The following is a 13625-nucleotide window of genomic DNA, read 5'->3' as shown; positions in this document are numbered from 1 at the left end:
TATTCTTTGACTGTTATCATTTACTTTTTTAAACTTCTTTATTTTTACAGTTATATGATACCACCAAGTGTTAGTAATTACTAACTAATTTTTAAAATTATAAAGTTACTCCCCGGAAAGAAAGAAACTCCCCCGCTTTCGCGAGGGAGTCCCTTTTTCATTAGTAAAGCCTAAGGAGGGTTTACTATAAAAATTCCTAAGTTTCACCTATATCTCATTAATTATTAAATAGGCTTGATAGTGTATCTTCATTATCTTCAAATACCTTTAATACGTATTTATCCCAATGTCTTACGTCTTTACTAGATGAACCAAATACATAATCTTCCTGGCCATAATCCATTACATCGAAACCTGGAATAGCCTTGCTTGCACCTGCTGTACGATAAGCTGCTGCAGCTGCTAATGAGAAGGATACCCCTGAGCTTTCATCATAAGTTACCCAGCTAGAAAGGTCTGTACCTGTTGCTGAAGTTGATGTTCCATTTGTTGTCTGGCCGCTGCCAGCTGCCTTTGTTACTGAAACTGCGCCAGAGACATATTTTCCATACATCATATCTACGTAGAGAGGAAGTGAATCCCCGAGGATTTCAGATGGAACATGTCCGCCATCCCACTGCCACTCGATTTCGGCATCAGTGCCGGCGTTGAGCCAAGCAACCTGAATGTTAAGAGAGTTAAACATTGAAATATCGCCTTCTGAAGCACCCATTAAAATACGTGACCATGTAGGGTTATTTGTGCCTTCTGCGCCGATATAGTTAAGTGGATTGTAGAGTTCTACAATGTTGTTGCCATATTCATCAAGAGCTTCAATCTCTGCAATATCTGACTTGTATTCTTCAAGCATTTCAGAATATGAAGAATAGTTGCTTGAATCTACAGTACTAGAAGCTGACTGTGTTGTACCTGCATCAGGAGTTCCAACTATATCTGTGCTTGAGCCGGATGAGCTAGAACTTGAGGAACTAGAGCTATCCCCGCTTGGTGCTCCTGAAGAGCTTGAACTTCCCATACTTGGTGCTCCTGAAGAGCTTGAACTTCCCATACTTGGTGGTCCGCCTGCACTTGAACTGCTTGAATTTGAGCTAGGACCGCCGGATGGTAAGCTTGAGCTATCTCCTGAAGGGGCACCACTACTGTCTCCTGATGGGGCACCACTACTGTCTCCTGATGGTGCTCCTGAACCCATATCTGAAGACGAGCTAGTGCTTGTGCTTCCCTTTGTATATCTACCTTCCACGAAGGCTAGAGCTCTATCTTCACTTGTCATGGCAGCTACTTCGCTATCTGAAAGGGCTGTGCCACTTGAATTAAACCAAGTCCAATCCTCTGTATAATCAAGTCTATCAAGATAATCCTCTAAACTTTGCTCAAACTCTGCAAGGTATAAATCCAGATATGTTCCATAGTAACCATTAGTGTCTGTGTGTCCATTTTCATCATACTCAATAGTTAAATCAACGGTATCATTAGTATCTCCGTCGTCGTTAAGATCATAGCCTAAATCAGACTCCTTCACAGATAAATTCTGATCATTGATGTAATCCATGTATTCCTTAGCAAGTAATTTAGCTGTCTCCTTCTGGAAATCTGTGTTAAAGCTATAAGTTGTATCTAGATAATATTCAAAAGCCAAAGTCATATCTGCTTCTGCAAGTGAAGTAATAGCACTATAGGCCATGCAACCCCACATTCCGTCAGAAAGGGAAACTTCCTTGCCATCGATGGTTACAGAAGTGATATATTTTCCATCATCAGTTTTATACACCCCAACTGCGCCTGCCTCAATCTCATAGTCGTAAAAATCTTCGTTATCGGAAGTTGCTGCAAGCATAGTTGCATGAGCACCACCGCCTGAACCGCCAGTGGATACGAAGTAGTCCACGCTTCCTGGAAGATTACCTAGTAAAATGTTGTACTTGACGAAACGTACTGCATTTTTCTGATCTACAAGGCAACAAGGTGCATCACCTGTGTATGTGCCGTCATCAAGTGTGCTTTGCTTACCTCTGTTACCACAAGCTACATTAATGTAACCTTCGCTAGCATAAGTTGATCCTGCTGTCTGGTTGCTTTGTTCGCTATAACCTGCTGCGCCAGTATTTATAATAACTGGAGCTGTCTTAGCTGTGTAAACCTGGCCGTTAGTGCTGGTAACGCTTGCTGTTTCATTAATTACCAAATCACCTGTCACAGTACCGGATGTGGCATCTGCCTTTCCATCTCCATCTGTGTCTACGCCCTCAACGTAAGCACCTGGTACACAAACTGAAACGCCCTGCTCGTCTTCAATCTCTGGATTTGTAACTGCTGTTACGATAGAGAGTGTCCATGCATCGGAAGTGTCACTGTAAGTCCACTCAGCATCCATGTTAGAAAGATTTAGTGCATTTTCAATGGCCGTCATTGCCTCAGTTTTTTCTACGCTTGTTGTGGTGTCTGAGTCAGAGCCTGAATCGCTTGACTTGTTGGATTTACAAGCGCACAAACTAAAGCACATCACACCTACCATGGCAAGTGCAACTGGCTTTCTGAATTTTTGCATAAAAAATACCTCCTGTTTTTTAGTGTATAGTTTTATGCCACCCCAAAAAGAAATCACGAAAAGGCGCATAAATACTAATACAAACGACATTACCTCAATTATTAATTATACAAACGAATATAAATTGTATACTTTTAAGATAGCCTTATTATAACAAAAGATAGGTATATTACAAGTATGTTTTATAAAGGTGTACAAATATATTAAAGGAAAGTTTCTGGTGGGTGGGTTTCTTACGGTGGTGTTTTGTTTCCGGGGCGATTCTATCTTGCTTTTTAGGGTGATGCTGAATGGGGCGGGGTTTCCTACTATGATGTTTAGTTTCTGGGGCGATTCCATCTTGCTTTATTACCACCCGGGCCTCATCTCACTCCGGTCAAATCGAGTATTCATGCCTCTTCCGGGATTCATTGACCCTAGCGACTTCTTTCACTCCCGTTAGGTCATCGATTCCCGAATTTAGCAAGTTGCTTTTTAGGGTGATTGCTTCCCGGGGCGGGATTTCCTCCGGTAATAGTTGATTTCTGAGCTGCTCTTTTTACTTTGTTGACCCAGCGTGATTTTTTTCTTCCGTTAGGTCATCGATTTCCAAATTTAGCAAGTTACTTTTTAATCCTTTCCAGCATCTTTTTTGCCGTTAGTCCTATTGGCCCAGAAATATATAGCTTAATATCAGGTTTTGATTGACCTAATCGTGACTTTTTTCTTCAAACGTACTAGTTTTTAAAAATCGATGATTTTAAAAGACTGAAAACTAGTACTAATTGCAAATTTTTACGGAATTAGGTCAATTTAGTCCCGGGCGAGATAGAGATACTTGCTAATCAAGCCTCTCCCGACGAACCCAACAAATCTTAAATAAAAGCCCGGGCGAGATAAAGATTCTTGCTAATCAAGCCCCCTCGGGCGAGACCAAGAAATCTACTAATCAAACTCCCGGCGAAACAAAGAAATCTACTAACCAAACCCCGGTGAAGATCTGCAAGCCTGCTAATCTTGTCCCCAGACAACAAAAAAGGCTCATCACCTGAAATCTTCAAGTGATAAGCCTGATATTGCGTTTACATTTTCATAACTACTAAGCTTGCCTAGGGCTTATGCCTCAACTTCGCAATTCTCTTTGCACTCTTCTCTCTTCTTAGCTGTAACTTTCTTGATAACAAGAAGTGTTACGAGCAAGAGCACGATTGAGAATAGTAAGCTGATTACCCAGTTTTGCACGAAACCTGCAACGATGTAGGAAATAAGCGAAACTGTAGCTACTGTAATTACGTATGGCAACTGTGTTGTTACGTGTCTCATGTGGTCGCAGCCAGCACCAGCAGAAGCCATGATTGTTGTATCTGAAATTGGTGAGCAGTGGTCGCCACAAACTGCGCCGGCCATACAAGCTGAGATTGAGATAATCATAAGCTCGTTGTTTAAGTCGCCACCAAAGAGGTTAACTACGATTGGAATCAAGATACCGAAAGTTCCCCATGATGTACCTGTTGCAAATGCGAGGAAAATTCCCACAAGGAATACCATTGCTGGAAGTAAGCTCATGAAAGCTGCGTTCCCTGCTACATTCTCAACAACTCCACCAACATAAGCTGATGCGCCGAGGGAATCTGTCATTGCCTTAAGTGTCCATGCAAATGTTAAAACCAAAATCGCTGGAACCATGCTCTTAAAGCCTTCTGGGATTGCGTTCATGCAGTCGTTGAAGCTAAGAACTCTAGTTGCCACAAAGAAGATGATTGTTATAACAAGTGCCACAGCGGAACCGTAAACTAAGCCGACAGATGCGTCTGAATTTGAAAATGCAGTAACGAAATCTGCGCCTGAGAAGAAACCGCCTGTGTAAATCATACCGATTACACAACAAATAATTAAGGAAACGATTGGGAGAACAAGGTGAATAACTCGACCGTTCTGGGAAATTGGAGGATGTGGCTGATCTTCAGCACCTGTTAAACTAGCTGCATCCTTCTTCTTATTCTGCTTGTTCTGAACCATGTGATTAAGCTCCGCTAAACTCATTGAGCTATAATCAAACTTCATAAATGTAATTGAAAACATCATTACTAAAGTAAGTAATGCGTAGAAATTGTATGGGATTGCTCTGATGAAAAGAGTAAGTCCATTTGCACCATCAACGAAACCTGTAACTGCTGCTGCCCAAGATGAAATTGGGGAAATGATACAGATTGGCGCTGCTGTTGCATCAATAAGGTAAGCGAGCTTTTCTCTTGAAATGCCATGCTTATCTGTAACTGGTCTCATAACCGAACCGACTGTAAGACAGTTGAAATAATCATCGATGAAAATCATAACACCAAGAATAATTGTTGCAACCTGTGCTCCAGCCTTAGTCTTTACGTGCTTTACTGCCCATTTTCCAAAGGCTGCCGAGCCGCCGGCTCTATTCATAAGCATTACCATACTTCCTAGAATTACTAGGAATACGAGAATACCTACGTTCCAGCTATCTGATAGCTGTCCAATCATTCCGTCTACGAAAATGTGCTTCATAGCCACGGAAACATTAAAACCTGCAAATAATAATCCACCTGTAAGAATACCAACAAATAGTGACGAATATACTTCTTTTGTAATCAATGCCAAGATGATGGCAATAAGTGGTGGAAGTAATGACCAAATCGTATTAGTAAATTCCATATATTCTTCTTCCTTCATTAATAAAACTGTTTTTCACATCTAATTTTTAGACATGCATAATAGTATAACAAAGATTGGGAGAATTTTCAGTATTAAATTTTTTAACTAACTAAGGTGATTTTCGAGGAATCTAGTGTTTGTGGGATTTGTGAGAGACAAAAATTTGATAAAATTTAATGGGATATGATGGAAATTCGTGACTGTGGGGGTTGTTATCCGGAAGTTTTTTGTTTTCAGTCTGTTTGGTCAGAGAATTCTTGGGTGCGCCCTGGGCTGTGTTGACCTAACGGGAGGTTTTTTACCCATAGGGATTATGCTATCCGGAAGTTTTTCGTTATCGGTCTGTTTGGTCAGAGAATTCTTGCGTGCGGTCGGGGCTACGTTGACCTAACGGGAGGTTTTTAGCCCATAGGGATTACAAAACTTGCTTCTTAAAAATTCGAATTTTCAAAACTAGTACGTTTCAACAAAAAATATCCGAAAAGGTCAATCACAACTTGCTTATTAAAGCTATATTATAGAGGGAATTGACCCAATACAATAAAAATTAAGCAGAGGGATTAAATTACTGACTTCTAATATTAAAAAGCATTGACCCTAGGAAGATAAAACTTGCTGCTAGTCCTACTTTTTAAAAAAAGTAGGACTTATTCGGCAGAATTGCCGGAAAAGTCCTACGCCCCCGGATAAAGCCAAAAGCCGGGATAAATCTGAATAAGCAAGTCCACAAAGCCTGATAAGTCCTACACTCCCGGGTTAATTCCATACCCAGCGTCCTATCACGCACGGCCAAACACAACACAAACCACCCCCCTAAAATACAAAAAATAGCCTAGAATAAATCCAGGCTACTATCTAAATACATCTCTTCTCTTACTCTTAACTGATATTCTGGTTTTACCATATAGTATAGAAGAAACTCTAAAACTATGGCGCTGCCGAGGCTTCGTCCCTCAATCTTAAATTGAGAAAAGCCTGCAGGCATGTATATCTTTTGAATGTCATCAAGGCTGATAAATCCTGGATTCTTCATGGCATCGGAGAAGCGATAGCCCGTCTTAGAATTCGGAGCCTTGCAAATGTGATCTTCCTCCGTCTCACCAAGAGCCTTGAGGCTTACGTTTTCATAACAAGCTTTTCTGTCGGTACAGCCAAAATAGCAACATTCGTTACACAAGAATTCAAGCTTGTCCTTGTACTTCTGTTCTAGTTTGCCAAGCTTATCAAAGGACTTATTAAGCCTAAAGTCTGGCACCACAAATTTGAAATCTTCTCTTTTAACTTCCGCCTCTAAATCCTTAAAGTCAGTTAGGACCTTTGTTGTAGAAGATACGAAATAAAGGGAAGGATACTTTTCCTTTAGGTAATCAAGTAGCAGGTCGGAGTGTAGGATGACGCCGTTTTGAACGCCTACAGCCTCTCGGGAATTTTGTATATTTTGGACATTCTCAGTCTCTCGGGGATTTTGGACATTTTGGAAATTCTCAGCCTCTCGGGAATTTTGTACTTTTCGGACATTCGTAATTCCATGAGAGTCTTGTACTTTTTGGACATTTGGGTCTTTCGGCTGATGTCCATTTTCTTCAAAAATCTCGCATAACTTATTGCAAACATAATCGTCCAAGTGCTCCTTGCGAAGCTTGGAATTGCTGAAAGTTAGGCGGGCGCTGATTTGATGTTCCCTTAGGAGTGCTGCGACTTTTAATGCATTTTCATCACCAAAACCCACACGACCTCCGCCCCACAAAGCGTCTGCGGGGGCGCCATAGATTGAGCCTATCTCACACCAATCGTAGAAAAACTCCCTGTGATTCTGCCATAGGGATAAGAATTCCTTGTAAAAGTCGTAAAATTCAAACAAGCCCGGTAGGTGGTAATAAGCCTTCATCGTAACATTTTCTCCAATCATAAATCTTTCGTCTTGTAGCTGGTGTAACCCTCATAATAGTAACTGTTGTCGATTCCTTTCATGTAAACCTCGCGGTTATCAATGTCTCCTGTCAAAGCTCTGTTTAAAAGGTATTTTATCTCGATGTCCTTGATTGGACTGCGCTCCATGGCCTGCAGATAGTCTTCTTTATCCACCAAGCTCCAATCAATCACTTTTTTTATTTCCTTTTTTAAAATATCGTCAAGCCAGATGCGCGTTGCTCTTCCGTTGCCCTCTCTAAATGGGTGAGCAATATTCATCTCGACGTATTTTTCTATTATTTCGTCGAAATTGGACTGTGGCATTTTGTCAATATTTTCTAGGGCGGGCTGCAAATACATCACAGGGGCAAAGCGGAAATTACCTTTTGAAATGTTCACGTTTCTTAGTTTGCCAGCAAAATCGTAGATGTCTTCGAATAGATATTCATGAATGAACATAAGTGTTTTATAAGTTCCAGCTTCATAACTATCCAGTAAATTTTTTTCAAATAAAAGTTTTGCCTTTCTTTTACTTAATTGCTCTTCCGTTTTAAATAACTCGTATGAATCTTCTATTCCAAGTTTATTCTCTAATGCCATGCGCTCTCTCCTTTTTTATTTATTATAGCAAATGGACAAAGCCCGCTCAATTACTTACTTCCCTGCTTATCTAACAATTTTCTCAAAATCATCCTTTGGATGTTTGCAAATCGGGCAGATGAAATCATCGGGCATTTCCTCGCCCACATATTCATAGCCGCAAATTGTGCATTTCCAAATGGTCTCGCCCTTTGGAGTTTCGCCAACCTTTACAGGCTTTGGCTTTACATTTTCCTGATAATACTCGTAACTGCAGGACTTGGCCTCTGAAAGGACCGTCATGAAACTTGGCTGGCAGATGAAAAGGGTGTGGGAGCCAAGGTCGATCATCTGCTTAACTTCAAGGTAAAAGCAGGCATTGACGCCCTTTGTCACCACTGGAATTCCGTTCTCAGCTAGGTAATAATTTTCCTTATCATAGTCCTCGCCAAACTTATTAACGTCCCTTCCGGACTGGAAACCGAAGTGCTTAAAGGTCTCAAAATCCGCATCTTGACTTAAAACCGAAATGTTGCAAAACTTAGTCTTTTTTAAAATATCATGAGTAAGATTTGCTTTATTTAGGGAGATGGAAATGAGATTTGGGTCGGAAGCTAGCTGCACTGCAGTATTTGTGATGCAGCCATTTAGCTTGTCGCCGTCCTTAACCGTACATACAAAAAGCCCGTAGGTGAGCTTATACATTGCCTTTTTATTATTCTCCATAGAGCCTCCAATCTAGAAATATCCTAGACTAAGCAATATTTCTATTAAATTAATCACGAAATTACATCTATGTTTATTATATTAGAATATTAAGGAAATGTAAATATAGCTCGCCGGCCCGCGCAGATTGCCGGCCCGCGCTCTGTCTCTAAATCTCCGGATACTCTCCTACGCTCTTGCTCAAATATCCCATGATTCGTAACTCATCCTCGGAATCTGTGAGGGCATTATGCATTTCCCTATAATCCACTTCACCAAACATCTCTAGGATGCACTCTACTCTGTAGTTTCTCTTAAGTCTTCCTGTACCACAACAGTCTGCACACTCTGGGATTGCTGGATTATGCTGCTTATAGGCGGCTAGCTTTAAAATGTCGCGCCATGTGAAATCACGAAACTCTGGAAGGTGGCGCTTATCAAAATTGGCATTGTAGGCCAAAAGGTCAGTGACTTCATTTTCATATAAATAAGCTCTCATCTGGGAGAGGGCACCTTCGCGGTCCGTCTTGATAGATGGAATGCCAGGAATTTCAAGGGTTTTAGAGTACATGCCGCCTTTCTTTGCAGCATCTGTGATGATCCAATAGTTGCTGCTAAGGGGCTTAAAATCCTCTTCCGAAGCGATAACCACGCCGATGGACATGACCTCATCGCTCCAAGTTGTTTCTGTATCTATAACTGCAAATTTCTTTGACATTTTCATAATCTCCTTAGGGCTATTTTTCTTAATAATATTCGCTATTTATCATAACATAGATAGTGTAATATAAAATTGCACTCAATTTTATTAATTTTTTCCAAAATTTTTTAGGAAACTATTGACCGAACCCCGTTTAAAGTCTATAAATGAACTAAGCTTTGCAGGGAGGGGCTTAAGGGCAGCAAAAGCCTTATGACCTTAAAATTTGATATACGAAAGGAGTTTCTATGTATTTAGAAAATATAAATGGACCTGAAGATGTTAAGAAAATTGACATTGACAATCTACAGACACTTGCAGATGAAACAAGAGCGGCCGTCATTAATAGAATCAGCAATATTGGTGGTCACAAGGGCCCAAATCTTGGTGTTGTTGAATTAACAGTGGCACTACACTACGTATTTGACTCGCCAAAGGATAAATTCGTGTGGGATGTTTCTCACCAGAGCTATTCTCACAAGATTTTAACTGGCAGAAAAGAAGCCTATCTTGATGCAGAGCATTTTCGCGATGTGACTGGTTACACTAATCCCAATGAGAGCGACCACGACCAGTTTAAGATTGGTCACACATCCACTTCGGTTTCACTCGCCCTCGGACTTGCAAAAGGCCGTGACGTGAATAATGGAACTGAAAATGTTGTCGCAATTATCGGTGATGGATCACTTTCCGGTGGTGAGGCCCTTGAAGCCTTGGATTACGCTGGCGAGTACGATAAAAATCTTATCATCGTAGTTAACGATAACGATCAAAGTATTGCTGAAAATCATGGTGGAATTTATAAGACACTAAAAAAATTACGTGACACTAAGGGCGAGGCACCTAACAATTTCTTTAAGGGATTCGGGCTCGACTACATTTACATAGACGAAGGCCACAATATTCCTGCCCTCGTAGAGGTTTTCAAAAAAGTTAAGGACATCGACCATCCAATAGTCGTACACGTGCATACTATTAAAGGTAAAGGACTTTCTTATGCTGAAGAAAACAGAGAAAGTTGGCATGCTGGTGGCCCATTTAACATAGAAGATGGATCACCAAAGAATAAGCCTACTAAGCCAGCGGACACAACAGTTCACGACAGTTTGGTAGAGCTATTAGAAACTGATGAGAAAGCCGTTATTTTCAACGCTGCTACCCCAGCATCCCTTGGATTTATCGGTGAAGAAAGACAGGGTTATGCAAAACGCGGACGTTTCGTTGACGTTGGTATTGCTGAGGAAAATGCTATGGCTATGGCAAGTGGTGCTGCTAAAAATGGCGCTACTGCTGTATTTGGTACTATGGCTCCATTCCTTCAGAGAACTTATGATCAGCTATCACACGATTTGTGTTTAAATAATAACCCAGCTACTATCCTAGTTTTAAACCCAGGAGTGTACGGCATGAACTCTGATACTCACATCGCACTTAGTGATATCCAGTTCTTTGCCCACGTTCCAAATCTTCTTTATCTTGCCCCAACAAGTAAGGAAGAATACGTTCAAATGTTTAAATATGCCACAAGCCAGAAGGCACATCCAGTTGCAATTCGCGTCCCACGTAAATTTACGACTGATGGCATAGCTGATAACACAGATTATTCCTTAACAAATAAGGCTAAGGTGATTAACAAGGGTAGCGACATCGCTATCGTAGCTGTTGGTTGCTTAGTCCCAGTTGCCCTTGAAACAGCTAAGGCTTACAAGGAAAAGACTGGTAAGGATATCACAGTTATTAGCCCTAGATTTTTAACTGGACTTGATACTGATCTTCTTGACTCCCTAAAGGAAGACCACAAACTTGTTATTACTATTGAGGATTGCTATCTTGACGGTGGCTACGGCCAGCGCATCGCGTCCTTCTACGGTGATAGCGACATGAAGGTTAAGAACTTAGGTTTAACAAAGGAGTTCCATTCAGACTTTAAGCCAGATGAACTTCTTAAAGAAAACGGAATCAGCGCCACTGGCTTACTAGCCCTTATGGACTAACTAAACTCTTTCATAGCGAGAAAGTAAGCTAGAGCTGATGAGGCCCCGCAGGTGACTGCGGGGCTTTTTTTAGTGGTGGGGAGTAAGATGTTGTGGGACAGGAGTTGACGCGGTCGGACGCAAAGGCGCTTCGCTGTTTGCTGGGGCGTGGGCTTCCGGGGAGTGGCCGTTTTTTTGTTAAATTCTTGGCTGCGGTCGGGGGTGGATTGACCTAACGGAAGATTTTTTCGCTATTAGGATTATGGAAAATTTCTTGGAACACACAACTTGCTTTTATTTTGGCTCCGGAGGGCGAGTTTGGCCGGAGGGAGTTGACCTAACGACTTCATTTTCTTGCTTTAGTCCTACTTTCTCAATATTTAAAACACTCATTTTTTAAATAGTAATACTTACGAGCAAAAAAGTCTGGATTAGGTCACTACAAACTCACATTTCAACCTTTAAATTTAGGGGCAATTGACCCAACGCGAAATTTTCATTCCATAGGGATTAAAACTCAAAATCAAATTTTCTAAATCATTGACCTAACATACAAAAAAAGACCGCTAGGTCCTAGTTTTCAGAAAAGAAGCCTTTTTTAGCCCCAATTCTTAGCTAAACCTAACGGTCTTATATTAAATTCTTGGTTGCGACCACAACTTGCTTAAAACCTTGATAGGTCAAGCCTTTGCCGGTCATCGCATTCCTATTGATTTCTTGGTCGCCTCCCACTAGGCCACAAGCCTCGTGGTCTCATGCTTCCCACAACTTGCTCTCTAGCCCTTTAGCAAGTTCTCCAACTCTTCCTCAGAAATTTTCATTCCCTTTACTAGAGCTAGCTCATCTACTTTTTCATCTAAGATTTCCTTATACACGTAACCATGCTCGCCTTTGAAAGTAAGGCCGCACATTAATGGTGCATCTTCTGCTCTTTCTTCACAACCAAAATCGGCCTCACCGATATTTATAAGTTCTAACATAATCTTCCTCTATATATGCAAGTGCGGGAATCACAATCCTGCAAACTTGCTTAAATTCTTTCTAATTTAATTTTAGCCATACCATCTAACTTGGTTTCTTGCCAATAATCTTTATGATATCTTTCTCTTCTACCTTTGGGTTTAGCTTGAGTACCTGGTTATAAATCTTTTCCCAAGACTTTGTTGAATCTTCGCCATAGGCACTTGTTACTAAATCGTAACCCCAAATAACTTCTGGTGGCTGCATAATAGAAACTGCCATGCCGTACTCATTTCCTGTCTTTTTGTTGGTTCTTCTTCTAAAGTCGGAAATTACAAGGTAGAGATTCATTTGCAAAGAAGTAATAATTCCAGGATAATTCTTGGCTCCGTCCTTGCCAAAACCCGCGAGTTTCTTGAGTTCTGTGGAGAGAATCTCATCCTCTTTCCAGACAATGTCGCCTTCATCGTTTTCTTGCATGTAAAAATCCATGATCATCTTTTCTCTGCGGCTGGCCTTGCCATCAGCGTAACGTGAGTCAAAATCGTAACCGTCTCTTCGCGCATTTGCAAAAATCGGAAGCCATTCCTTACTGATAAAACCTGCCCTCTTGTCAAAGAACTTGCCATAGGCAACTTCCTTTGAGCGGGCGATGATTTCGCGCCATTCCCATGGATCCTCGCTAGCGATGCCGGTCCACCAGAAATCTGCTGCCACCATCTCTTCTAATGAAAAGCCTTCCACCTCATTTGCGAAAAATGGGAGAAAACCTATCTTATTCACTAACTCCACAACCTCTTGCCAAGACTTGATTCTTGACTTATCGTTGAAAGCCTTGCCCTTCATGTACCAAATTCCATCTATTTTTTCCATTGTGTTCCTTTCATTACGTGTTTCTAGTAAAGCGGACATTCGGAATCCGCTTCGCTACTTCCTCATGAACGCAGTGGCACTTTGTGACACCTGTCAGAAGGGGCTTTAACCCCTTCTGACACTAGTAAGCTTTATACCCCCGCTTAAAGCTTACGCTTTTGAAGCGGGAGATTGCTTACACTGCGTTCAAGTCTCGCCCCACAAGACTTGGCGCTGGATTTGCGTAAGCTTTAGCTTGCAAATTTCAGGTGCAAATCCCTGCGCATCCAAAGCGGAGCGAATATCTCAGAGCATCTGAGATATATTCTTATCTTTAATAGGCTTATTATAGCATTAATCCCATATTTTTGTAGTAGTTCCCATAACTTTAAGGGAAGTTGTTGTGATTTTTTGTGAGGGTTACAGTCACCGAGGGATTTTTGATAAATTGCCTGTATTTAGAAATTTCATTTCAGCAGCCTATACCATCAAAACGACAGTTTTTAAGAAATGATGGTAAGTCCCAAGTTTTTAAAACTTAACTTAATTTAAATTCATTGCAGTAGCTTACAGGTAATTCCAAGAAATTTTAAATTTGTATGTAGGAAACTAAAATCCGCTTTTTAGCAAGTTGATTTCTCATACCATCAACTCATGAAATTTTACTGATTGCATGTAAGGCTGAAAAATCAAGAAATCTAGTTTACAGGTAAATCTAGTATTTTTCCTAATTGAC

The 13625-nt window shown here is 40.9% G+C and carries 9 protein-coding genes; 1 reads left to right on the top strand and 8 read right to left on the bottom strand.

What is annotated here, in order from left to right:
• Positions 1-217: 217 nt before the first annotated feature.
• From BLQ66_RS01825 to BLQ66_RS01800, 6 genes are all read right to left on the bottom strand, one after another.
• Positions 218-2548 (bottom strand): hypothetical protein, encoded by a 2331-nt coding sequence (locus BLQ66_RS01825; protein WP_074520660.1) that lies wholly within the window; start codon positions 2546-2548, stop codon positions 218-220.
• Positions 2549-3643: 1095 nt separating this feature from the next.
• Entirely contained in the window at positions 3644-5227 is a 1584-nt protein-coding gene (locus BLQ66_RS01820; RefSeq protein WP_242869307.1) for a Na+/H+ antiporter NhaC family protein, read from the bottom strand.
• A gap of 814 nt (positions 5228-6041) precedes the next feature.
• Complete coding sequence (locus tag BLQ66_RS11850) at positions 6042-7097, bottom strand: hypothetical protein (protein WP_207645132.1); 1056 nt, start codon at positions 7095-7097, stop codon at positions 6042-6044.
• Between the two features lie 17 nt (positions 7098-7114).
• Positions 7115-7720 (bottom strand): protein adenylyltransferase Fic, encoded by a 606-nt coding sequence (gene fic, locus BLQ66_RS01810; RefSeq protein WP_074520657.1) that lies wholly within the window; start codon positions 7718-7720, stop codon positions 7115-7117.
• Positions 7721-7786: 66 nt separating this feature from the next.
• Positions 7787-8425: a flavin reductase gene (locus BLQ66_RS01805; protein ID WP_074520656.1), complete on the bottom strand. Its 639-nt coding sequence runs from the start codon at positions 8423-8425 to the stop codon at positions 7787-7789.
• A 148-nt stretch (positions 8426-8573) separates the two neighbouring features.
• Positions 8574-9122, bottom strand: a complete 549-nt coding sequence (locus BLQ66_RS01800) for a 3'-5' exonuclease family protein (RefSeq protein ID WP_074520655.1) — start codon at positions 9120-9122, stop codon at positions 8574-8576.
• Positions 9123-9352: 230 nt separating this feature from the next.
• On the opposite strand from BLQ66_RS01800, the gene BLQ66_RS01795 reads away from it, so the two are divergent.
• Positions 9353-11098 (top strand): 1-deoxy-D-xylulose-5-phosphate synthase, encoded by a 1746-nt coding sequence (locus tag BLQ66_RS01795; protein WP_074520654.1) that lies wholly within the window; start codon positions 9353-9355, stop codon positions 11096-11098.
• Between the two features lie 755 nt (positions 11099-11853).
• Here the strand turns inward: BLQ66_RS01795 and BLQ66_RS01790 are convergent.
• Both BLQ66_RS01790 and BLQ66_RS01785 read right to left on the bottom strand, forming a co-directional pair.
• Positions 11854-12057 carry a hypothetical protein gene (locus BLQ66_RS01790; protein WP_074520653.1) on the bottom strand — a complete coding sequence of 68 codons (204 nt, stop codon included), beginning with the start codon at positions 12055-12057 and terminating at the stop codon, positions 11854-11856.
• 85 nt (positions 12058-12142) lie between these two features.
• A complete protein-coding gene (locus BLQ66_RS01785) occupies positions 12143-12910 on the bottom strand; it encodes an AlkZ-related protein (RefSeq protein WP_074520652.1) in 768 nt (255 codons plus the stop codon).
• Between the last annotated feature and the right edge of the window lie 715 nt (positions 12911-13625).

It is taken from the genome of Lachnospira pectinoschiza (genome assembly GCF_900103815.1).
Classification (GTDB): Bacteria; Bacillota; Clostridia; order Lachnospirales; family Lachnospiraceae; genus Lachnospira; species Lachnospira pectinoschiza_B.
This window is presented reverse-complemented; position numbering and strand designations above follow the sequence as displayed.

Bases quoted from the DNA above. Each gene is read 5' to 3' on its own strand.
- BLQ66_RS01825 (WP_074520660.1), bottom strand. From the start codon at position 2,548: ATGCAAAAATTCAGAAAGCCAGTTGCACTTGCCATGGTAGGTGTGATG.
- BLQ66_RS01820 (WP_242869307.1), bottom strand. From the start codon at position 5,227: ATGAAGGAAGAAGAATATATGGAATTTACTAATACGATTTGGTCATTA.
- BLQ66_RS11850 (WP_207645132.1), bottom strand. From the start codon at position 7,097: ATGAAGGCTTATTACCACCTACCGGGCTTGTTTGAATTTTACGACTTT.
- fic (WP_074520657.1), bottom strand. From the start codon at position 7,720: ATGGCATTAGAGAATAAACTTGGAATAGAAGATTCATACGAGTTATTT.
- BLQ66_RS01805 (WP_074520656.1), bottom strand. From the start codon at position 8,425: ATGGAGAATAATAAAAAGGCAATGTATAAGCTCACCTACGGGCTTTTT.
- BLQ66_RS01800 (WP_074520655.1), bottom strand. From the start codon at position 9,122: ATGTCAAAGAAATTTGCAGTTATAGATACAGAAACAACTTGGAGCGAT.
- BLQ66_RS01795 (WP_074520654.1), top strand. From the start codon at position 9,353: ATGTATTTAGAAAATATAAATGGACCTGAAGATGTTAAGAAAATTGAC.
- BLQ66_RS01790 (WP_074520653.1), bottom strand. From the start codon at position 12,057: ATGTTAGAACTTATAAATATCGGTGAGGCCGATTTTGGTTGTGAAGAA.
- BLQ66_RS01785 (WP_074520652.1), bottom strand. From the start codon at position 12,910: ATGGAAAAAATAGATGGAATTTGGTACATGAAGGGCAAGGCTTTCAAC.